Source organism: Nitrospira sp. (genome assembly GCA_016715825.1).
Taxonomy (GTDB): Bacteria; Nitrospirota; Nitrospiria; order Nitrospirales; family Nitrospiraceae; genus Nitrospira_D.
The window spans coordinates 431,754-453,652 of the sequence record JADJXO010000003.1; the positions used below are offsets into that span (position 1 = coordinate 431,754).

Sequence of the window (21,899 nt, forward strand, 5' to 3'; positions counted from 1 at the left end):
ACGATACCTCCATGTAAGAATGTGTCATGCTGAATTGCGAAACCAATTTCGTCGTGTTGCCAAGCCGGCTAATCCCGCCAACCCGCTCCCAAACAGCCAGGCGGCGGCGGGGAGAGGTACGGCTGTGAGTTGAAAGTTTCCCCCTAAGAAAGCGGCGCCGTCCGTACCGGGGTCTGTCTGGTCCGGGAATCCAAAGCCGCTGCCGAACGAGGAATAACGGACATCGATCACGGTAATTCGAGGATCGACGAGACCGTTCCCGCCGAAGAGGGCCGTGGCTACATCACCGTCCAGATGCGCGCCCACGATGTATTCGACCCCCGGAGAGAGTATGGTGCTGATCACCGGTGCAAATCTGAAGTATCCATCCAAGGCCGCGTCCGTACCGGGTGCGACCGTGGTTTGAACGAGCGGTGCTCCGCCTGACGCAAGCCACAAGGCAACCTGAGCGGGTCCGGCCAGACCATCCTGACCGGAATCGTATACGCCCAGTGCTTCAATCGAGGTCGGGGCCGTGACGGAGAATTTCCACCCCAACGTCCAGGCTGAGCTGTCGTATTCGAAGTCAATCTGGGTGAGATCAATGGCGGCCGCCTGTGCCGGTTGAGCATGGATTGAGCTTGCGAGGGCAATGGTGAGGGAGAATGCACAGACCGTACGCGTGAGGGACATGGTGAATCCTTGGTTACCGGGTGAGGTTGGCCCATCAGTAAAAACAGAGATCGAGTCAAGCACGAGAACGATTCATGAAGCGCGTGACCCGATTCCTGTTCACACTGAGGAGAGCGACCAGCTCCAGTCTGGCCCAAGCTGGTCGCTCTCCTTCTCACGAGGATACTGAGTGCCGAACTTAAGCCAAAAGCTTACGCCGTGCGAGCCCTGCAAGGCCGACAAGTCCGCTTCCGAACAGCCACACCGCGGCGGGCACCGGCACGGGTGACGTCGACAAACTTGCTGCCCAGTCGTGTAACCCGGTCTGGCCGAGGTCAAACGACGGATTGCCACCGTAGTTGAGCGTATACAGGCCGGGAGTCAACACCCACTGCTTTGACACTGCATCCATGCCCGTTCCGCTAGCGGTCCCGTTCGGCCCTCCGGCATTGGCCAGGTGATCGATATACGTGAGATTTGTGGCCCAGCTGATATTTCCCGTATTGTTCCAGGTATGATTCGCCGTGTCGGCGTTCACATCTTCCACCCCGGAGAAGAGACTGAACGCGGGAAAGAGCTGACTGGTACCGCCATGACCCCGCTCAAGCTCCAGCGTCAAGATCGTTGAACCACTGAGGCCGGTGAGGTCCAAGAGCGTCCAGTTGGAGGTGTGGGTCCAGCCTTTCGCGCCGGCAGGATTTCCCGGTTCCGCCCAACTCTTGGCGCCGACGCTTCCGTGGTAATGCGCAAGGTCGATATTCCCCATGACGACTTCATACTCATAGGTGAGTCCCGATTGGTGGCCGGCTGGATTCTCTGTGACCGTCGCCGCGTGAGACGGAGCCGCTCCGGCCAGCCACAGCCCTAATGCAGCCAGGCCTAGACCGACCGACCGCTTTCTGGTGATAAGAGACTTCATACAGGTACTCCTTGGTTAGTGAAAAATGAATGAGCGCCATATCTCATGCCTGGGGTTTCTACCAGAGGCGTACTGGCTGATCTACCGATCGGCCCTAGCGCTTGCTACAAATGTGACGGAAAAGTTCTTGCGGGGGCGGGAATGGTGATTGGTCATCGAGCAAGAAGAGAGAGCGGAGAGACGTCCAGACCAAACCTGAACATCTCCCCGCTTTTTGAGGCTGCGAGTAGCCTGTCTTGTTGACTTTAGGCCGACAGCCGTCTCCTGGCGAGCCCAGCGAGACCGACAAGTCCGGTGCCGAACAACCATAGAGCGGCAGGAACCGGGACAGGCGAAGTCGTCAAAGTTGCCGAGAATGCATGTGTGCCGGTCTGCCCGAGGTCGAATGAGGGGTTCCCTCCGAAGTTGAGGGTGTACAGGCCGGGGGCTAGGGCCCAGCTGTCAGAGGCCGTTGTCGCGCCCGTTCCGCTATCGGTGCCGTTCGGGCCTCCCGCGTTGGCGAGATGGTCGACGAATGTGAGATTCGTGGCCCAGCTGATATTACCGACGTTGTTCCAGGTGTGATTGGTTGTGTCGACGTTCACGTCCTCCACACCGGAAAAATACTAAAAGCGGGGAACAACGATCCGGTGGTGCCACGGTCTAGTGTGAGGGTCAAGAGGGTGTTGCCGCTTGCACCGGTGAGGTCCAAGAGCGTCCAGTCAGAGGTATGGGTCCAGCCCTTCGCGCCGGCCGGGTTCCCCGGCTCCGCCCAACTTTTGGCGCCGACTGAACCGGTATAAGTCGCAGAGTCGCTGCTTCCCATGGCCACTTCCCACTCATAGGTGAGTCCGGATTGATGGCCGACTGGATTCGGCGTCACCGTCGAGGCGTGAGACGGAGCAGCTCCGGCCAGCCACAGTCCCACCGCCACGACGGTCAGATAGGAAGACCGCTTTCTGATAACGAGAGAGTTCATACAAACACTCCTTTGGTGAATAGTGAAAAATAGTTGAGGACCGGCGCTCGTGCCGCAGTATCTACCAGGGCAACACAGGCCCATCTACTGATCGATCCGTATGGCTGCTACAGATATGACAGAATGATTCAGAGGGCGGGTGTGATACACGAAACCGGTGGGGTACGGAAAGGTACGATCAATGTGGTCGAATAGGAGAAGAGTGGTGGACAAACGCCTCATGGTTATCATATTGTAGGTACGTCACTACATAATAGGGGGTCTTATGCGGATGGGGTTGCGCGAAGCGAACCAGCAGTTTTCCCGGTTGGTGAAAGCCGTCAAGCAAGGCAAGGAAGTGCTCTTGACCGAACGTGGGAAACCACTGGCCGTTGTGAAGTTGATTGAGGAATACGGCGATGCGCATGCGGCCGTGCGAAGGTTAGAAAACGTCGGGCTGTTACGCGCGGCATCGAAACGTCGGGTACTCCCCGCGTGGAGTGCCCGCCTCATCCGTGGTGTGCCGGTATCCCACACCGTCATGAAGGACAGAGAAGAACGGTGACTCCCCGTCAGTGGGCCTACTTCGATACCAGCGTGCTGGTGAAACGGTATGTCCAGGAGGCAGGTTCAAGCGCCGTGCGTCGCCTCTTGCAGCGATTTCGGTTTCTATCGTCCTCCATTATGCCGGTCGAGGCCATGTCGGCGATCAGTCGGCGACGGGTGTCCGGCGACCTCACGCCGAGAGATTTTCTCGCCATCCGATCAAGGCTGCGGAAAGATCGAGATTATTGGGAACTTGTGGAGGCAGGCGAATCGGTCCTCTTGCAAGCTGAAGAATTGGTTCAGCAAGCAAATGTGCGTACGCTCGATGCGATACATCTGGCATCGGCGATGATATTTAAGTCTGAGTCGAGGCTGACGATTCCCTTTATTACCGGCGATACGAAGCAGCGTGATGCCGCTCATCTGTTGGGTTTCACTGTCATCTGGGTGGAATAGCCTGCATTGGTTCGTGGCGAAGCCCACCAGGTAGCCTATCTCGTGAAGTGTCTCGGCCAACGGTTTCATGTTTCAAGTTTGAGGTGTTTGGTTCCTGCACAACAGGAAACGTTGAACATGAAATCTGGAACTCAGAATCAAAGGAGCGAACGACGAACGACGAATCTTGTCGCAGCGGCGGAACGCCTCACGTCTGATCGTATTGTCGTGGTATTCAGACCGCCTCGATTTTGATTCCCAGTCAGTGAGGCCCGAACACGCCCTCAAGAAATCCCGGCAATGGCGGGCCACCGGCGGCACCGGTCATCGGGATTTCTACCATCTCATCCTTCGCGAAGCCCGGACCGCTTGGTTGAACCCGATTCTGGTTGCCGACATGGCCGTTGGGGACGAACAGTTGCGGGTGGTCGAACGGCGCTGCGGCGATCCGTACCCGCTCGTCCGTGAGGGCTTCCAACCAGGCCACCACGGCATCGACCTCATCTGACGCCATGTTGGCGATCCCTAGGGGTTCGATCGGTGTCCCATCTCTCTGCATGATCGGTGCGACGTTTCCTCCACGGCTATAGAACAGGACTGCCTCGCGGAGCGAATGGGTGTCGCCGTTATGAAAATAGGGAGCCGTCAAGGCAACATTGCGTAGTGATGGAATCTTAAACGCACCCTCGATGCCGAAGCCTTTGATGACCGCCGCACCGTCGAAGTTTGAGGGCGGCGAGTCGGGGAAGAGGCGCTTGCTGTGCGACAGCGGACCGAAGGCATCGCTTGCCCCCACGCCCAAGTCGTCATCCGTCGGCCGCAGGCCGATGTTGTTAAAGCCTTTGTCTATCACATTGCCGTCGCGGTTGCGCACCGGGCCATTGGCGGCCAACCCAATTCGCCGGACTGAGGCGTCGGTGAGTTCCGCGCTCTCGTGGCAGTTGCTGCAGCGCAGATTGTTCGGGCCACGGGTCCGATCGTTGAACAGGTGCGCACCGAAGAGCGCAAAGCGGGTGATGTGGTTGGGATTCTGGTTGGTCCAGGGATTGAGCGCGGGATCGGTGGCACTCGGGTGGTCTCGTCGGAATCGGTCCCATGGGGTGTCGTCGGAGACCAAGGTCGTTTCATACAGTTGAACAGCCAGACCGAAGAACAGCGCAAAGTTGTACTCCAGCAACGTGTATTCGTCGGTGTTCGGGTTTCTGTCTCGTTGATCGACGATCGACACCGTGCCGTCCTCTGCCACCTGAACGAATTGTTCGCTCTGCCAATACTTCTCCTGGAAGGCCGACCGGATCATGGCATTGTAGGACTTCACTCGGAGGCCGCGTTTCGGGTAGCGGCTGAGCGGACCCAACACACTGTCGGATGGGGCGACCAGTTGTTGCTGGAGAGGGCGTACGCCATGGACGCGCTTGCCGAGGCGGCGACTGTGCTTGCCTTTTCGGAGATCGCGTGCGATCGCTTGTGCGGTGCGACCTGGGGCGGCCATCTCGATCTCGCTGACGATCGGGCCGACGGCCTGCGAAGCCAGGCTTGAGTTCACCAGCGCGACTTGAACCTCAGCCAGACTTCCACCCATTGCCGCCATCACGCGGGCCTCGGGATCCCGAGCGCCCAGCGGATTGACACCATTGAAAATATTCTCGGCGCGACCATCCCAGAACTGGCGATGATTAAACACTGCGTTGATCATCGAAGGCGTGTTGCGCGGTTCCACTCGGCGGGTCTTGAGTCGGCCCACCTGGTAGCCCAGTGGATCAGGACCTCGGTCGAGATATGGCACGCCCTGCGAACTGACGACGTCGTTACTATCGGTTGCTGAGTCCAGGGCGCCTCGCTGCCCGGCAATCGCAAGGCGGGTGAGGGGAAACTCCGAGCCGGTAAGTTGGTAGTTCGGCCCGCCGATCTTGAAATTCAGGTCCTGTTGCGGCACATGCTTGAGCCCGGGTGACAGCTGATTCTTCGAGCGTGGATCGGCGCCCGCGCGAAAATGGCAGCTCGCGCAGGCTTGCACCCCGTCACTGCCGATTTGCATGTCCCAAAACAGGGCCTTGCCCAAGGCGATCGCCGCTTGCTTATCCTTGACATATTCTGCGAGTGCCTGATCGCCTGGGCCAGGCACCGGCACTGCGCGCAGGTCGCCAGGCAGGTTTGACAGGTCGCTGGCCGTAGGCGGATTCAGCACGCGCGGAATCGTGCCGTCACCGGTGAGGGCCTGTAGTGTGGATGTGGACAGGACGAACAGCGTGACCAGACCGAGTGAGACATGCGCGGTTTTCATACAGCCTCCTGCATTCAGGTATCTGCGCTCCGGCCGTCGCTGCCAATGGTTGCCACCGATGGGTGCGAAGAGCACGATGATTCACTGGCCCATGGCTATCATGGAAATTCGGGCATTCGCCAGACCCCGTGCTTACGCATGCACCAGATGTGAGAGAAATTGTCGCTGTGGTGCGCGAGCGCTCAATATCGCGACAACAACAGGAGGTAACCGACAGAGACCGTACGTCCCATTAATCGTCCGGTCTTCTCAGGTCGTGTTGTCCAATCAAAGCGGGCTGAACGAAAGGATCGGTACAGATCCCCCATCCAGCCCGTTTCCCGTGCTCGCTGTCCTGAGTCTCGGTGACGGTACGGCGAGCTACTGTTTCACCCCATTGGCTGTGCCGAGCGCGCCGAACGTGTTCTCCCAGCGGCCGATAAACGACTTCTTGTTGCGGTGCAATTGCAGATCAAAGCTGGAGACGAACGGACGGCCGAACGGCGTGAAATCCATCGTCAGTTCAGCGGAGCAGTCTTCCTTCACGGTCGCCTCGCCGGTAAACCGAAGATCGGTCAGGGGTTTGCCCTGATCGTCCGTCAATGAAAAATCACAGGCCCCTTCAACTTTCCCGTTCTCGATTGAAAACTTACAGACACCGGTATGAGGATTCGCCCTCACTTCTGCTTGATAGGAGACCCAGTGACCTCTGAGATCTCGCTTCTGACAACGGCCTTCCTCTTCGAAAAACGCGTGAGCCTGGTTGCAGAGGATGAGTGACACAACGGCGGTCGCCCACAACATGCGCTTCATGACGATGCTCCTTTGGTGATGCAGTCTCGATGAGTATTTATTGACGGAGGGAGTGGTAACAGGATTCGGGAACCCGCCACCAGCAACGGTGCTACCTGATGCAACACATATGATGAAAAATGGACCAAGCCGTTCGGCATCGATCCTGAGTTTCACGTTTCATGTTTCGAGTTTCAGGTTATCTGAACACGTGAAACCTTAAACTTGAAACCTGAAACTGCCATTGAATATTGCGTGTGAAGCGCATTTCGTTCCGGGTTCGGACGCTTCACGCTTCACGAATGACGAGAGGTGTCCAGCGGCGTATCGGCGGTTGCAGGAGAAGCGGTCATAAATCATATGGGCGAGGGCGAAACGGCGTTGTTGCGGGCTCTTGACGATATGCACGGTATGACGTATGGTCATACCTGGAGGTGGTCTATGCCACGAGCAAAAGTTGCGGTCTCTCTCGACGAGTCCACGGTCGAACGCTTGGACCGGTTGGTCAAGAAAGCGGATTTCCCTAGCCGGAGTCAAGCGATACAGGAAGCGGTAGAGGAAAAGCTCTCTCGCCTGGAACGAAGCCGGTTAGCTCGAGAGTGCGCCAAGCTCGATCCTGAGTTCGAGAAGGCCATGGCCGAAGAGGGATTGTCCGAGGACGTGACGGAATGGCCCGCATACTGAGAGGAGAGATTCGTTGGGCGGATCTCAATCCGGTCCAGGGCAGAGAACAAGCCGGGCGGCGTCCAGTCCTGGTTCTCAGTCATGATGTCTTTAACGAGCGATCGGGGACTGTTATTGCTGTGGCGCTCACCAGCGTACCTCAACGCGCCGGCTTTCCCCTCACGCTCGAGCTTCAATCCAAGGGGTTGCCGAAGAAATCCTGGGTGAAGGTCAGCCAGATACGAACACTCGCGGTGGAACGAATCGGTGGCCGTTTGGGTACAGCTGGGCCAGAAGAACTGAACCAGATTATCGAGGGACTGAGAGAAATCATCGGTGATTAGCCCGCCCTGGTGTGTGACGAAACCTACCGGACAGCGTATAGCGTGAAGCGTCGTTCGTGAAGCAAATCGGCGAACAGTTTCAAATTTCACGTTTCGAGTTTCAGATTATCCGAACACGTGAAACCTTAAACTTGAAACCTGAAACCTGAAACCTGAAACTGCCATTGAATATTGCGTGTGAAGCGCATTTCGTTCCGGGTTCGGACGCTTCACGAACGACGAACGACGCATCTATCTCCACGTCGGCCATTCTACATCCGGATCCTTGAACACCGGGTGGCGGGGACTCGGCCGTTGCCGAACTCGTCGAGGGCTTGGGGTGCGAACACGATTCTGCATGATGATTGGGTCGATGAGATCACCGCAGGTGAGACATCGCCAGGCACGAATGGCGTCAAGTGGGCTTCCTTGTATGACATCGAGCGGATCGAGCGGATCGACGGGGTGCATGAGGCCGTGACAACGGTGACAGGTTACCGGATCCATGTTGCCGCCTCCGTATCGAATGCCCGTCCCTGCAGAAGACGTTCAACCGGCCCTTCACCGGCAGGAGTTAACGTTGCGTTGGGAGACCTGGTCGATTCGGGTGTTCGATTCAGTTCAGCCTGGAGCAGGTAGCCGATGTCTGCCGGATCAATGGGTGCAACCAGGACATGACGAATACATCCACTCGTCACGACCGAGACGCCGGGATACATGGTTTCAAGCATATGGAGCAATCGACGCAGCTGGATTTGGGAAACCGGCTCGACGGGGCTGGGTCCGATGAACACCCCCTGGGGGTTGAGATCCCGGCATTCATCGATCGCCCGCTCGACCGTCCGCACCAACACCGCCTGGTAGCCATGTGTCGCGAGCCAATCCGCGAGCTTGATCCCAAAGTCTAAATTCGGTTCTACGATCATCACGCAGGGTCTTTTCCTCATCGGGTTTGGCATCGCCTGATCTCCTTGTATGTGTGAGTGTGAACGATGCATTATCGTGCTCGGTGCGTTTGAAGGCTTAATCTCAGGTGGTGCGAATCCGCATTCACAGAACGAGACGTATCGAAACACGGGATGGGGAGGATAGGCTACCGAAGCGCGCTGATGACTGCACCAGATATGGCGAAAAAGCTGCATAGGACGAGGCAGGAACTAGGCGAGGGCTTCCGGATGAGCGAACCTGACCTTGACTGCTTCGTGGACCAAGTCCATGGCAGGAGCATCGAATCTGGGTGCACGTACGCATCGTTGTGCGAATCACTCAGAGAGCAAACGCCTACAGTCCAAGTTTCGTCACATATGTAGCATCTGGAGCGGTCTGCACTGGAGAATCGGGGCGAGAGAGGCGTAGGCTACTACGACAGCGTCAGACGAAGTCCCTGGCTCATGGTGAGATGTTCAGAAGGCACGCGATTCGGACGGACATGCAGATTGTAGAAGCGATTCGTTCCATCACACTGGCCCTGTTCTTTCTGGTCGTCGTGCCGATCCTCGGCCTCGTGGCGGCGTATACCCACGACAGCCGCTACGACGAACTGCTCGACGATTGGTAGTACGCAGAATCCGATTAATACCCCCTCAACGCACGAAACCCACTGGAACCGGCCGGGGCTTCAGTGGGTTTCGCGATCCACCTGACTTCTTCCCGTTTGAGGGGAGAGGGCGTCAGGTCTCATCGTTCGTCGCTACTTTCTCCATACCCACGTACAGAGAGCTATAACGTGCGACCTGCTTGGTTCATGTCAAGCTCAGGCAGCCCGCTTCTTGAGGCGCGATGTCAACAGCCCCGCTAAGCCTGACCCGAACAACAGGGCGGCGGCAGGTAATGGGACCGCAGCGAGTTCAGCCGTGCCGTTCAATGTGAACTGGAGCGAAAAACGGTTCCATCCCGTCGGTAAGCCCGCAAGTCCGCTTAAGCTGCGAGTCCAGCTCAAGCCGGTGAAGGCGTTAGTCGTGTCGTTGAAGGTCCCAGTTGCGTTGCCGCCGACAGTAAGCGATAGGTTCGTGCCCAGTCCTGTCAATTGGCCACCCAGCGACGTCAGGTCGGCCGTGATGGTCGATCCGCTCGTGCTGCTGGCCGGCACGGGATTCGGACCTCCCGTAAAGAGGGCGAAGGTGTAGGGCCCTAGCGGAACCGGAGCAATGATGTTCGGCAAGGGCTGGTACTGGCCCATCACGATTTGCCCGTTTGTCGTAAAATTGCTCGACAAAATGGTGCCGCCGCTGCTGTTCTTCAGCGACACGGACCCGCTCGTGAAGTCCAGTTCCGTGACGGTCGCCGCCTCCGACTGCCCTGGTGGGACGCAAAGCGTCAACAACAGGAGCATCATGGTCAGCCCTGATGTCATTGTCCTCGAAGAGGAGTTCTTCATCATCCTATCCTTTCCGGCCAAGAGCCGCCCCTCAGCCATCGCCACGTGTGACAGCCCTAATTTTCGTAGCCAGACCACACAATGAATACAGGCTCTCCATAGACATACAGATTCTTCATACGCCCGACCATACCAATCCCTCGTGGGGAGGGCTACAGATGAAAACTAATACCTGCAACACTTTTGTCCAAACTTGCGAAGTAGAGGTGGTGAGCAGAGGAACGGATACGAGATTCTTCTGGGGGACTAACGCAGCAACAGCTCGAACGCGATGCGTTCGAGAAACAGTTTTCGGTAAGCTTCGGACTTCCGCACTTGACGGCTTTCCATCGGATTGTAGTCGTCGGTGATCGTGAACCCATCCGTGTCGCGTATCCTGTGCTCATGCTCGATGAGCCAGCGAATGCGGGTATCTTCACTGGACGCATCCAGAACGATCGGAGCTTCGGAGGCCAGAAACACGAAGTCCGTGAAGTCCGACTTCTCTGTGGTAAACACCCGGAGATGAGGGAAGAGGCTCTGTAACGTCCGATACACCGCCGCGACGGCATCGGATCCTTCACCGGTCATAAACCCAACGTAGTTGAGCGCCAGCAGCCCTCCTTCGTTCAAGAGGGAGCGCAGTTCACTCAGCATCTCCTGGGTGAGCAGGTGGGTCGGTTCCGTGCCGCCGGTGAAGCAATCATGGATGATGAGGTCATAGCGCCGGTTGAGTTGCTTGATCTCATACCGTGCGTCGCCGACGAGGAAACGTCCGGTCGGCTGAAAATTGAAAAACCTCTGGGCCGCGTCCGCCACCGCCGGGTCGATTTCAATCGTGTCGGTGGCGATGCCCTTTGATTTGAGATCGCGGGCGACATGCCCTCCACCCAGGCCGATGAGCAAGGCCTGAGAGGCCTGAGGACGAAACAACGGCAGCAGCCCCAGCACCTGTTGGTAGCCGAGGACGCTCCGGTCCAATTTCATATCGACCGCGCTGATCACCGAAGCATCGGACAGCATCAGGCGGTAGCCACGCCGCTCATCGTCCACGACACGTACCCAGCCGTAGAGACTTTCCGCTTCAGATCGGACTGTGAAACCCTCAACCGACTTGTATGTGGCGGCTAGCCCGGATGTCGTCAGCGTGGCAAGCACCACAGCTACTACTATGAGTGATCCAGCCCATCGAGCCTTCACGCTGGCGGAGCGCTCATGCCAGACGATCAGAGCCGCAAGGGTGGCCAGTAGCAGACTGAGCGAGACGAGAATCGCTTTCGTTCCGAACAGCGGTAAGAGGTAGAAGCCCAATAGCAGCGTGCCGGCGACGCTCCCGACCGTGCTGACCGCATAGACTGAGCCGGCCACAGTCCCCACCCCGCTCAGATCGCGCGTCGCGCGCTTGATGACGTACGGCCCGACCATCGCCAGCGCGGTCAACGGAAGCGTGAAGAGCAGCAGCGCACTGCTGAACGCACCCGCGCGGAGGCCGAGCGGATCCGTAACGCGGAGAATCGGGCCGGTCAGAAAGGGAATCGCCGCCGTACCGAGCGCTGCGACCAGAATCACATGGCTTAAGCGCAGCCCCGGTACTCGGTCGGACAGATAGCCGCCGAGGAAATATCCGAGCGCTAACGCGATCAAGGTCACTGCGATGAGAGAGGCCCACACGTACAGACTCACACCATAGAACGGCCCGATGATTCTGGTGCCGAGCAATTCCAGGATCATCACCGCTGCGCCGGTCGTCGTAACGGTCAAGTAGAGCACAGGCATTCCCCGGATCAGGTTGGATTCAGGGTGGCGCTGGGTGGGCTGTTGCAAGGCCAAACCGGACATCGTGTTCATGCATCTACATCTAGCATGGATCAGGCACGACACAACGATCGATTTGACCACAGGGTAGTGAATCCCACGCGGTTTCAGTAGCACCTGTTGCATCTGGTGCACGTGTCTGTGGAGGACCCGGTTCATATTTGGTACTAGGGTGACGACGCACGAATCGGACTGCTTTGATAATCAGGGAAAGGAGGAAAGCCATACATAGCTCAGGCCGGGTGGTGAACCTCTACGAGCGCTAGGCCTGGTACAAATGGCGGCTTGGCGATCAGCTGAGACACTGTCTGTTTCTCGTATGTCAGCAAGAGTTCATTCATTTTAAACGACATGAAAGGAGTGTTATGAATAAAGCCCTCATACTGGGATCTCTGTCTGTCTTCAGCTTCATGTTGGCGGCGGGTACCGCCTCTGCTCACGTCGGCTATGGCACGGAGCTCTACAACCAGTCTACCAATACGTTCGGTCCCACGGGGACCGGCGGGTTCAACCCTACCGTGTCCAGCAATGCGGGCTGGATTTCCGGCATGAGCGATAACGGCGTGAATCGCACCGCGACGGTCGATACGCTGGCTGATAGCCATAACAACCGGGCCCGGTTCTTTAGTCTTGACCAAACGTCCACCGTCAGTATCACAGTGACCGGTACAGCGAACACGTTCCAACCAGGCCTCGGTCTCACACCCTCCACATTAAATCCGGGGTTCTCACTCTTCAGTGGGATGGTGCCCTTGGGTTCCCATGATGGCGTGGGTGACCTGAACGGATTGACTCCGGCTCAGATCACGGCCTTGCAGACTCCAGCCATGGTTGGGACCTCAGTCGGTGCCCCTGATGGAGGCCATCTGCAAAATGTCCCTGCCTATGCGACTTGGTCGCCGTTCTTCGACACCATGGATGAAATTATCCCAGAGGGTGGTGGTGCAGTGGATGCCGGTGGTCCCAATTGGGGTGTCTATCAATCGGACGGCAACGTGACCATGGGGAACAACAATGGTGAGGTAAGCACCATGACCTTCACGGGTGTCGCCGTCGGGGATGGCCATGACGGTGACGTGCAAGACAACCGTGTCACGTGGACCGGGACCCTAGGACCTGGCATCTATTCATTGTTCATCGGTGGTGCCAATCAGACCGACTTGGCCTCCCTGTTTGAGGAAGTGCAGCAAGGCACGCCGATCGGATGTACGGACGTGTCCTCTTCTTGTAATGGCACGAACTTTGGTAATCCGAGTGATCCCAACAACCCGGCTGCGACCGACCCCTACTTCAAGCTGCGTGGGGCGCGCAACATGCACATCTCTATGGCGGTGAACGGAGACGTGTCACCGGTTCCCGTGCCAGCTGCTGCGTATCTGTTTGGGACAGGCCTCATCGGCCTGGCCGGCATGGCTCGGCGTAAGATGATGGCGAAATAATGCGGACGTAAAATCGTGTGTGCTCGGAGGGGTCGCTGTGACCTCTCCGAGCGGATCTTCGTTGAGCCTGGTCTGGTCGTTCCCCAAATACCTGAGCACTTTTAGCGATCTTTTTGTCACATCTGTAGCATCCGTTGTATCCGGTAGTAGTAGGAGTTTGACCGCTCTTGATATCATCGTTTTCCAGTAGGAGCAGGCGGAGTAGAGGAAAGAGAACGGCGTGGTTCGGTAGGAGCCAAAACTCGATATGGCGCGAGGAAACGGAATCGACCGGGTACACGTCATCCGACTGGTGCTGAAGCGTGCCAATCCAATGCCGAAAATGTATTTCTTGTCACATATGGTAGCAGATGGTGCTCCGGTCGGTAGACCTCCGTCGCCGCACAAATTATAAGCGTAGATATGACCGAACAGAGCTCTATCTCATACGGTCAGATGGTGTTCCACTAGGTGCTTTTCACTTTAACAAAGGAGTTCAATATGACACGTACCAATAGGTTGAAGACGGCGATTGCCGGATTCGTTGCCGCTGGAGCATTTGCCCTCGGCGCGACCGCACAGGCCGTCACCCTCGATGCAGGGGTTTTCAACAACACCCTCGGAAGCGCGGCGAACCCGGTCACGTTCAACGTCACTGCCGGGTCCGGGCTGTTCCTGGATACGATTAACTTCGACTTGGGTTCGTTCACCCATTTCAATATGACGTCCACGGCGAACAACATTCTCAGCTTTGGTGCGCCGATTTTTGAGAACAACGGCGATACGGAAGTGGTGGCTGCAGCGCCCACCTTTACGAATCAACCGCTCGCGGATCTTGGATTGTCACGCGACTATCACCTGCACCCACAGGGTCTGAATCAAGGTGGCGGAACATACACTGTCTCATTGTGGGGATCGACTCTCGGAGGGCCAGGGGTGCCAATCCCGGGTGCCGTGTGGCTTTTTGGTACGGGTGTAGCCGGTTTGGCAGGACTAGCCCGTCGGAAGATGATGGCCAAGGCCTGATCGTTAGAACAGTGCTGTAACTCGGAGGGATCGATAGAGCGATCCCTCCGAGTTGGTTTCCACGGTTCGGCGGAGTGGATATTCGCTTGCATAGAGAATTCAGAGACTGATTAACGGATGACTGTTCGTGGCAGGAGTGAACATATGAAACACAGACTCATGACGAAGATGTTCACCGGAGTGTGCCGCAGGTTCGTCATGGTTTCCATTTCAGCCCTGGTGTGGTGGAGTTCCTTGGGTATTGGCATGGCAGCCAGTCTTCACTCGTTTAATCCGAATAGCGCAGCCCCATATCTCGCCGGGACAATGCTCTCGAGCAACCCATCGGTCATGGAAGCCCGTGTGACCTTTTTTCATCTGACAGAGTCCGTTGTGGAACTCGAAGCCTCTGTTCCGTCAGTGGTAGCGGAGCCCATTGCGCTCACGGGTCATACCGAGGGGAAACCCGATTCCTCTTTCCCGTCAGGCGCCGTTCTGTTTGCGCTGGTTTCCTTCGGGATGATCGGGATGGTCTCTCGCGGGGACATGGTGTCGAGGAAGTCGCACATGGCCACGGCAACCCAGCCCTCTCGCTCGAGTGCCGCCCGCGTCATCGGTCTGCTGTCGCCGGACTCCGTCTTTGCCGAAGAGATCGAAATGCAATTGCGCCAAGCAAGCTATGAAGTGCGAACGGCTGGTTCAGCGAGCGAAATTCTCATAACCTCCGATCCGACGAGCTTTCTCCTCATGGTCGTCGACCATCGAGTCCAAGATTGGGACATGCTCCGGACGGACCCTCTGCTTCGGCGGCTGCCACTGATGGGAGCGGTCCCGCGTGGTCACCTTTACACTGAGGATCAGTGTCTATCGGATCTCGAACGGGGGATGGATGGCGTTCATGATTTCAGAGACGGTGAAGGCCTGTTTCTTGCCAGAGTTCATGCCTATGCGCGACGAGTCGATGGTGATGCAATGCGACGTGGCGTCTATCAGGTCGGGGCCGTCAAATTGGATGCCGATACCCATGAAGTGAGCATTTCAGGGCGCGCGGTGAAGCTGTCTGCCAAGCCGTTCGCGATCTTGGCCGCGCTCATGCGTGAGCCTTCAAAGATTTTCAGCAGACGGGAACTGGTGGATCTTGTGTGGGGACGGGATTTTGCAGTGGGTGGACACGCCTTGGATGTGCACATTCATGCTGTGCGGCAACAGTTGGACCGAGAACCGGATCATCACTGCCGGCTGATGACCATCAAAGGTGTGGGATTCAAACTGAAACCTCTCTCCGCAGTCAATCCGGTAGTACCGGTGGCTGCTAATGCCGGCACGTTGCGCTGCTCCGTGACCGGCCGACTCGAACGCGTCCAGATGCCTTTGTCGGAATCGTCTGTCGCCGTTGCAAAGGACTGGCGCAAACCGTCTCTGCGTCGTCGGGCCAGGGAGCTTCGTAAACCGCTTGTGGCCGCACATCGTCACGCAGCCGCCTTGGCCGGATAGGACGTCAACAATCTCTTTTGCGATCTTGTTCCGAGGCACGATAGACCATCCCGTCCCCATACGGCTCTCACGGACCAGAGGCCTCCTGTTGGAGACGGGTATGACACGTATGAAGTCAGCGGTAGGTAGTCAGCGAACAATGATTATGTCGCAGGCACTTGCTCGCGACCGTTCTACAAGGAGGGAGGCCCATGAATAGGATAGGAATCACGGTGGTGCTTTTGGCGGCGTTGGGCGGGCCTGTGGGACTTGCACAAGGGGCGAGAGAGGAAGCGGTCGTCCTGATGTTCGACGGAAAATATTGTGATGCACACTTGAGTGAAGTTGAAGCCACCCTCAGAAAAGTGGCAGGCGTCAAAGCCGTCGACACGAAGAGTATGAAAGGTCATGCCATTGTGACGGTCGAAGGAGCCAAGACAGACTCAGATCAGCTCGTTCAGGCGGTGAATAAAGTGAAAGGTGAGGGATGGCACTGTAGCGCACAGGTGATGCGGTAGCCTCGCCGCACAATGGATGCCGGTTCCTTTGGCGGCGATCTCTCAATCAGGATTGACGATGGAACCGATCTTGCTGCGGATACAGGAAACAGCCAAGCTCCTGAGGGTCAGTAAATGGACGATCTACCGGTGGGTTGACGAGGGCCGGTTGCGTGGCACCAAGATCGGCCGAGGCAGTTTGAGGGTCTTTCGAGCATCGGTGGAGGAGCTGATCGAGAAGACTCGAATCGAAGATCCGGTGGGCCCCCGTGGCCTGGAGCCTCGCACGGAACGCGTTAAGACCATCAGTCCAAAGACCCACAAAAAACGCTGACTGATGCGACTATGTGATTGTCCCACAAACCTGGTTCGGGAAGAACAACGCTGACGCCCGTAATCCTCTCTGATCCCTAACACCTGCCTTTTCTTATCTGCTCCATCGTCGCGCCATCAAACAATCGGAACACTCAGGCCTAAGCAACCCTCAGCTACGATTGCCAACCGATCTGTGGCGGGCATTACGCTCCGACTGCGTCAAGACCGGCATCTTTGCTATACATTTACTACGTTTGCTATCATCAACCAATCTTGATAATTGTTTAACACCAAACACCTACATTTCCTCCTTTCACGAGCTGTATACTTCGGCTCACTGGTCGTGGAGAGGTTCCTCCAGTAGCTTCACTTCAAAAGGACACACATCATGATGCACCCAACTCTCTTCCTGATGATCGGATTGGTTGGTCTCGGGCTGTCGGCGACACCTGTTCATGCGGCGGCCGTGACACAGCTGGATTTGACCGGAGGCGCAGTGAATTTCGGAGGACAGCACCACGAGATGATGGACCGTCTGCTCGGCCAAGATGGTACGTTGAAGTTAGGTCAATATCAGGCGATCGGTGAGATCGTTCCGTCGATCGGCAAGTCTTGCGAGACCTTCTCGATCTTCACGTCTGGGTTCCATAGCGCGCCCGCTCCGACGGCTACGATTTCCGGTTCATCAATTTCGGTCGACTTGTCCTCATTATTCTTTGGCACAAGCCGTGGCAGCTTCCACCAAACATGGAATATCGGCAGCCAGGCGACCGGCCTGTTCAACCAAGACAGTCGTGAATTTACGGTTTCATGGAATCATGTGTTCGACGGAGACAATCAAGCGGGACCGGCGACATTTTTCTTGAAAGGCATCGTAGCATTCGCAGTTGACTCTCAGCCGGTGCCGATTCCAGCCGGCGTCGTGCTCTATGCCACAGGGCTGTTCGGTGTGGGTTCATGGAGCTGGTGGCGCCGTCGAGCAAGTCTCACGGCTGCAGCCTAAGACCAATTTCGCGTTTTCGAATCTCACTTCAGCAGCGAGGTCTCTCTCCGGATCGTCATTCGTAGGCTTTTCAGCCAGATTTCCGATCCATCCTGAAGGCCTTCATCAGGCCCTCGCCATCTTACTACTGAGTCATTCTATCTCTGTTGTCGCACCGAATGACAACGCCTGCTCACGAATCGTTCAGAGATCTTCATTCTGATAATTATCTGCAGGTTTCACCGTTGACTACGCCCGTAGGGTGCTGTAGGAAAACCATGATGAGTGAAAAAGCAAACACTCGAGCGAAGAGGGTGCGATTCTTTCGTGCGCTGGCGGACGAGATGAGGGTGCGTATTCTGGAACGGCTCAGGAGTGGAGAGCAGAATGTCTGCGCGCTTTCAGCAGCGTTCCAAACCGGACAATCGCGACTCTCGTTCCATCTCCGTGTACTCAAGGATGCTGGACTCGTGACGCACCGCCCGGAGGGACGTTCAATCTACTACACGCTGAACCACCGTGCGATTCAAGAGGCTGAGGCGAGCCTTGGCCATCTTAGGAAACCTGATGTATCCACTTCTCAAACGGGCTCATGCGCTGATCGCTCTTATGTGGAAGCCCAAGGACATCACGAAACGATTGATGGGCTGCAGTGAGTGCCCCAACACGTTGGGCTTCTCTACCATGGAAGTTGTCGGCTACGAAACCCACATCTCTGATTCTGTCTCCGATGTGAGCCTGCGGTGCGCTGCGATGGCTCGCGCGGTCGATCAATGGACCAACGGCTGGTCCGACAGCTTATAGCCGAGCGATTTGACGGACACGATGGATTCGTCGAGGATCGGCATCTTCACCTTGAGACGCCGCACGTGGACATCGACCGTTCGAGTGGTGCCGTAATACTCGTATCCCCACACCGCGTTGAGCAGCATGTCCCGCGTGAGGACCCGGCCGGGGTGACGTAAGAAGTGCTCCAGCAACCCGAATTCTTTCGCCGTCAGCGGAACCTCTTTCCCCTTCACCGTCACCTCGTGGCGAATGAGGTCCATGTGGAGCGGACCGTAGGTCAAGGAGGTCGGTTTGTGTTCGTTCGCCCGCTCCAGGCGACGGAACAGCGCTTTCACCCGAGCGACCAATGTTCTTGGACTGAAGGGTTTGGTCACATAGTCATCGGCGCCCAGCTCCAATCCCACGATGGTATCGGACTCCTCGTTTTTCGCCGTCAACATGAGAATCGGCAGCAAGGCGGTGTCCGGCTTTTGCCGGATGGACTTGCAGACTTCCAACCCGTCCATTTCCGGGAGCATGAGATCCAAGATGACGAGGTCGGGGTGTTCGCTGGCCACGAGCTTCTGGGCCTCGAGACCGGTATGGGCGATGCAGGGACGAAATCCCTCCTTCTCAAGATAGTGCTTGACCAGCTGGGCGATCTCCGGTTCGTCTTCAACGATCAAAATCGTTTTTGGACGTTGCGATGTCATGCACAGGTTCTCTCGGTCTCGCTGCTCGTTCCACATCACCAGTGGGTACAGCATACGCCCACGATGTTACAGGAGTGTTAAGCCTTCGGAGCGTCAGATGGGATGCGGACAACGGTTGGCGACGGCCATTCAGCCATCGTGAACTCGGCACGAAGCCCTTCTCCGGAACGTCGAAGCCGGCGCACCTCGTGCTGCTCGTGGTTGACCGTCACGGTCCGAGGAGCGCCTTCATTTCCTCTTCAGCCAATTCGATGGCTCCACGAGGGGTGTAGTGCACATCATCAAGGAGCACGTCGGACAACCGGTTGGGTTGACTCGCTTTCCATCCCCGCTCATCCATCAATCGTCGCGAATTGATGACCAGCACCGCCGGATCCGAGTCGGCGATGGCGCGCAAGGCGCCCGGATAGCGAGCATATTCTGCTTCCTGTGCCGGGTTTAATCCCTTTCGGTACGGATCGCTCATCAGAATGATGGGAAAGTCTGGCGTGCCGGCCCAGGAACGGATTCGAGCGATCAGCCGTTCCGTCTCTGCACGGAATTGTTCTGCCGTCGAGCCTTCACCGCTGTCGTTGGCACCGAAATGAAGAACGGCCGCGTCGAACCCCAGGGCACGAAACAGGAGTCCAGCTCCTCTGTAGGTGCTCAGAAATTCTTTAGTCGACAGGCCGGCCGCGCTCAGATCCTGAATGACGAGTCCATACGGGCATTGGTCGCTCTTGAAGCGGGCGCCGATAATATCTGTCAGCGCTGAAGGGAGACTGCCAAGTAGTTCTAGTTGGAGGTGACGTTGCCCATTGAAAGGCAGTGGGACCGTTGTGAACGACTTGACGATATACGTCGCATCAACCAGCGACAGCGGGGCAGTTTCTTCGATCGTCGCCGTTGCGGAATAGCTCGGCACTAAGTCAGATGGCCGTGCCGTATAGAAGATCCCTCCGGACTGCGGATGTGTCGCAGCAAACACCTCAGCTCGTACTGAACTTTGCGTGCAGAAGTATTGATTGGTGGTCGGAATTTCTGCTGCTGGGTTAAGACTGCGCGCATCAGGTTCAAGGACCATCAACTGACCGTACTGCTGCCCGTTCACCGATTGCGGTCCAGCCGGCGCGGCATGCGCTGCAGCGGGGATGCCCGGTAAGAGCCGCTCTGTAGGAATGCGAGTCGGAGAGGGCCCGGGACGGGCAGCTGCCCCTCTCAGGAGCCAATCTCCGAACGGAGCGCCCCCTCCAAAAGATTGATAACCGGCCACGACGGTTTCGGGCACATTCTGGTATCGTTTCCACGCTTCGTATTGGAGGCGCGGCACATACACCTCACCCTTTCCTTCCGGTGATGTTTCCTGTGAATCGCCAAGCATCGCAATACGGACAGTGCGAGTCCGTGCCTGCGTCCAAAGGCCGGAGAATAGAGCCGCCGATCGAGTAAAGGTCGGTTCGACTTGATCAAACGGCAGCAGTACAGCCGGTGGGGGTGGAGGTGGCGGAGGATCACCCGGCGGAGGGCCAATTGGTGAACCCTTCGTGATGCCATGACGGGCAATCATTTCTTCGACCGTCACGATTTCGATCTTCCCTTCCTCACGTAGTTTGACCAGATAGTCGGCGACCTCGTCGAAGTCCTGATCGTATCGTTGCCATTCTAAACCGAGTTGCTCGCCGTACTTCACCGCATGGTCGATCGCCGCGATGATCTCGGTCAATGACCGAGCATCGCCTGACACCGCCCACAGGTTGTAGGGGTTGGTGAGCCCTCCATAGAGCGAGCGGCCGGTATTGTCGGAGAAAATGTTGCCGCTGTATGCAGCTACTACGCCTCGTTTCGCCAGCTCAGCATCGAGCGAGGCGTTGTGCTTGGCATCTTCGTAGCACCAGAAGATCGGACGGCGGTAGCCGAGCCGCTGCAGATCAGTGAGATGCTGGTCCATATCAGCGGCAGCGGTCTCGAGCGTGTGAAAATCTAGGTAGTTGAGTCCCTCCGTGGATTCGCCGCCGATGGTCCATCCGGCTGCCACCATTTCTTTCAGTTGGTCATTGGTGAATCCCCCTTCCAACTCGACGCGACCTGGATCTTTGAGCATTTCGGTCACCGGACAGTAAGAGCCGATCAGGTTACGTTTTTGAGCTTCAGGGAAAAGGTGGGTATATACACTAGCAAAGTTATTCTCGCCCCAGATGTTGATCTGTGGTTTCGCATAATAGCCGTGGAGAAAATCGCTGACGTAGAACGTTCCTGAACTGTTGGGCCGGAGATCGAGGAGTATGCGGAAGGTTGTGAATGCCTGACTTTCCACCGCTCCGCCGCCGTATCCGACATGGTCGCCGGTTTGCCACGTGATGGGATTCCATCCATCGATGAGCCGCCGCCCCACGCCTCCTGTGGCCCAGTTAAAGCGAAGATATTGGGAAAAACTTGGGGATGTCGCGAGATCGAGGGTCACAGCCGTTGCGACGGACACGGACGGCTGATACCAGAAGAGACCGAAATTGCCGAGATCGCTCATCGGCTGGTCGTCCATATCGACCACCATTTCGATTCGCCCACCATCGGAACCGCCGGTACACTTCGCTTGGATGTAATGCACCGCGGTACTTCCTCCGAAGGGTGCATGCTGAGGGAGGCTGTTGTTGTCGCTGACCTGGCTCAAGTCACACGAAGCAGTTCCACTGGTGAGTCTCGGCCAATTGTGAATCGAGGCTTGTCCGCGAGTCGGACTGGATCCATCTGCGTGCCATAAGATTTGATGGGAAGCCACCGGCAAGCCGGCAGGTGGGTTCGCAGCCTGATTGGTCGGCAACGAGCCTTGGTTGTCCTCTGCTCTACAGGACAGTAAGGTGCTGAACGTCAGGATTAGAACGAACATCCCAAGACTCGTGTGACCGGTCTTGTTCTTCTTAGAACAGCTGAGATGCCTCATCTCTGTCTCTCCATCGACTAACAGAGCTCCTTCAACCTCACCCTTACGGCCTTTGATCTCGTATCATAGTGGTCCATATGAAATCCCCCCCGGTGACCATATTTACAATTT

Annotated in this window: 23 protein-coding genes; 11 read left to right on the forward strand and 12 right to left on the reverse strand. The window is 56.9% G+C overall.

Features of this window, described 5'->3' with window-relative positions; all coding sequences use genetic code 11:
• Positions 1–24: 24 nt before the first annotated feature.
• The 4 genes from IPM58_11760 to IPM58_11775 all read right to left on the reverse strand — a co-directional run bounded on the left by IPM58_11760 (position 25) and on the right by IPM58_11775 (position 2,528).
• Positions 25–672 (reverse strand): VPLPA-CTERM sorting domain-containing protein, encoded by a 648-nt coding sequence (locus IPM58_11760; GenBank protein ID MBK9307734.1) that lies wholly within the window; start codon positions 670–672, stop codon positions 25–27.
• A gap of 178 nt (positions 673–850) precedes the next feature.
• Positions 851–1,570, reverse strand: a complete 720-nt coding sequence (locus IPM58_11765) for a VPLPA-CTERM sorting domain-containing protein (protein MBK9307735.1) — start codon at positions 1,568–1,570, stop codon at positions 851–853.
• 245 nt (positions 1,571–1,815) lie between these two features.
• On the reverse strand, positions 1,816–2,163 hold the full coding sequence (locus IPM58_11770; GenBank protein MBK9307736.1) for a VPLPA-CTERM sorting domain-containing protein: 348 nt from the start codon (positions 2,161–2,163) through the stop codon (positions 1,816–1,818).
• Positions 2,151–2,528, reverse strand: coding sequence for a hypothetical protein (locus IPM58_11775; protein ID MBK9307737.1), 378 nt, complete (start codon positions 2,526–2,528; stop codon positions 2,151–2,153). The genes IPM58_11770 and IPM58_11775 overlap by 13 nt, the downstream gene beginning before the upstream one ends.
• A gap of 265 nt (positions 2,529–2,793) precedes the next feature.
• Here IPM58_11775 and IPM58_11780 point away from each other — a divergent pair, with 265 nt between their 5' ends.
• Both IPM58_11780 and IPM58_11785 read left to right on the forward strand, forming a co-directional pair.
• On the forward strand, positions 2,794–3,072 hold the full coding sequence (locus IPM58_11780) for a type II toxin-antitoxin system prevent-host-death family antitoxin (GenBank protein MBK9307738.1): 279 nt from the start codon (positions 2,794–2,796) through the stop codon (positions 3,070–3,072).
• The gene (locus tag IPM58_11785) at positions 3,069–3,509 is read left to right on the forward strand and encodes a type II toxin-antitoxin system VapC family toxin (GenBank protein MBK9307739.1); all 441 of its coding nucleotides are present in this window, start codon (positions 3,069–3,071) and stop codon (positions 3,507–3,509) included. The genes IPM58_11780 and IPM58_11785 overlap by 4 nt, the downstream gene beginning before the upstream one ends.
• A gap of 241 nt (positions 3,510–3,750) precedes the next feature.
• Here the strand turns inward: IPM58_11785 and IPM58_11790 are convergent, their stop codons facing one another.
• Both IPM58_11790 and IPM58_11795 read right to left on the reverse strand, forming a co-directional pair.
• A complete protein-coding gene (locus IPM58_11790; GenBank protein MBK9307740.1) occupies positions 3,751–5,772 on the reverse strand; it encodes a cytochrome C peroxidase in 2,022 nt (673 codons plus the stop codon).
• Between the two features lie 360 nt (positions 5,773–6,132).
• Positions 6,133–6,564, reverse strand: coding sequence for a hypothetical protein (locus IPM58_11795; GenBank protein MBK9307741.1), 432 nt, complete (start codon positions 6,562–6,564; stop codon positions 6,133–6,135).
• A 420-nt stretch (positions 6,565–6,984) separates the two neighbouring features.
• On the opposite strand from IPM58_11795, the gene IPM58_11800 reads away from it, so the two are divergent.
• Together IPM58_11800 and IPM58_11805 are read left to right on the forward strand one after the other, a co-directional pair.
• Positions 6,985–7,227 (forward strand): ribbon-helix-helix protein, CopG family, encoded by a 243-nt coding sequence (locus IPM58_11800; GenBank protein MBK9307742.1) that lies wholly within the window; start codon positions 6,985–6,987, stop codon positions 7,225–7,227.
• Positions 7,212–7,550, forward strand: coding sequence for a type II toxin-antitoxin system PemK/MazF family toxin (locus tag IPM58_11805; GenBank protein MBK9307743.1), 339 nt, complete (start codon positions 7,212–7,214; stop codon positions 7,548–7,550). Before IPM58_11800 ends, IPM58_11805 begins: the two co-directional genes overlap by 16 nt.
• A gap of 231 nt (positions 7,551–7,781) precedes the next feature.
• Here the strand turns inward: IPM58_11805 and IPM58_11810 are convergent, their stop codons facing one another.
• The 4 genes from IPM58_11810 to IPM58_11825 form a co-directional block, all read right to left on the reverse strand.
• Positions 7,782–8,036, reverse strand: coding sequence for a hypothetical protein (locus IPM58_11810; protein MBK9307744.1), 255 nt, complete (start codon positions 8,034–8,036; stop codon positions 7,782–7,784).
• Positions 8,024–8,458: a hypothetical protein gene (locus tag IPM58_11815; GenBank protein ID MBK9307745.1), complete on the reverse strand. Its 435-nt coding sequence runs from the start codon at positions 8,456–8,458 to the stop codon at positions 8,024–8,026. The genes IPM58_11810 and IPM58_11815 overlap by 13 nt, the downstream gene beginning before the upstream one ends.
• Positions 8,459–9,282: 824 nt before the next feature.
• Entirely contained in the window at positions 9,283–9,864 is a 582-nt protein-coding gene (locus IPM58_11820) for a hypothetical protein (GenBank protein MBK9307746.1), read from the reverse strand.
• Positions 9,865–10,152: 288 nt separating this feature from the next.
• Positions 10,153–11,661 (reverse strand): fused MFS/spermidine synthase, encoded by a 1,509-nt coding sequence (locus IPM58_11825; GenBank protein MBK9307747.1) that lies wholly within the window; start codon positions 11,659–11,661, stop codon positions 10,153–10,155.
• A 404-nt stretch (positions 11,662–12,065) separates the two neighbouring features.
• Between IPM58_11825 and IPM58_11830 the strand changes: the two genes are divergently transcribed.
• From IPM58_11830 to IPM58_11860, 7 genes are all read left to right on the forward strand, one after another.
• Positions 12,066–13,139, forward strand: coding sequence for a VPLPA-CTERM sorting domain-containing protein (locus IPM58_11830; GenBank protein ID MBK9307748.1), 1,074 nt, complete (start codon positions 12,066–12,068; stop codon positions 13,137–13,139).
• 480 nt (positions 13,140–13,619) lie between these two features.
• Positions 13,620–14,144, forward strand: coding sequence for a VPLPA-CTERM sorting domain-containing protein (locus IPM58_11835; GenBank protein MBK9307749.1), 525 nt, complete (start codon positions 13,620–13,622; stop codon positions 14,142–14,144).
• A gap of 144 nt (positions 14,145–14,288) precedes the next feature.
• A complete protein-coding gene (locus tag IPM58_11840) occupies positions 14,289–15,617 on the forward strand; it encodes a response regulator transcription factor (protein MBK9307750.1) in 1,329 nt (442 codons plus the stop codon).
• Between the two features lie 191 nt (positions 15,618–15,808).
• Positions 15,809–16,114, forward strand: a complete 306-nt coding sequence (locus tag IPM58_11845) for a heavy-metal-associated domain-containing protein (GenBank protein MBK9307751.1) — start codon at positions 15,809–15,811, stop codon at positions 16,112–16,114.
• A gap of 58 nt (positions 16,115–16,172) precedes the next feature.
• Entirely contained in the window at positions 16,173–16,427 is a 255-nt protein-coding gene (locus IPM58_11850; GenBank protein ID MBK9307752.1) for a helix-turn-helix domain-containing protein, read from the forward strand.
• A gap of 369 nt (positions 16,428–16,796) precedes the next feature.
• Positions 16,797–17,411 (forward strand): hypothetical protein, encoded by a 615-nt coding sequence (locus tag IPM58_11855; GenBank protein MBK9307753.1) that lies wholly within the window; start codon positions 16,797–16,799, stop codon positions 17,409–17,411.
• Between the two features lie 260 nt (positions 17,412–17,671).
• On the forward strand, positions 17,672–18,046 hold the full coding sequence (locus IPM58_11860) for a winged helix-turn-helix transcriptional regulator (protein ID MBK9307754.1): 375 nt from the start codon (positions 17,672–17,674) through the stop codon (positions 18,044–18,046).
• 114 nt (positions 18,047–18,160) lie between these two features.
• Here the strand turns inward: IPM58_11860 and IPM58_11865 are convergent, their stop codons facing one another.
• Complete coding sequence (locus tag IPM58_11865) at positions 18,161–18,871, reverse strand: response regulator transcription factor (GenBank protein ID MBK9307755.1); 711 nt, start codon at positions 18,869–18,871, stop codon at positions 18,161–18,163.
• Positions 18,872–19,079: 208 nt separating this feature from the next.
• The gene (locus IPM58_11870) at positions 19,080–21,734 is read right to left on the reverse strand and encodes a hypothetical protein (protein ID MBK9307756.1); all 2,655 of its coding nucleotides are present in this window, start codon (positions 21,732–21,734) and stop codon (positions 19,080–19,082) included.
• Positions 21,735–21,899 lie beyond the last annotated feature (165 nt).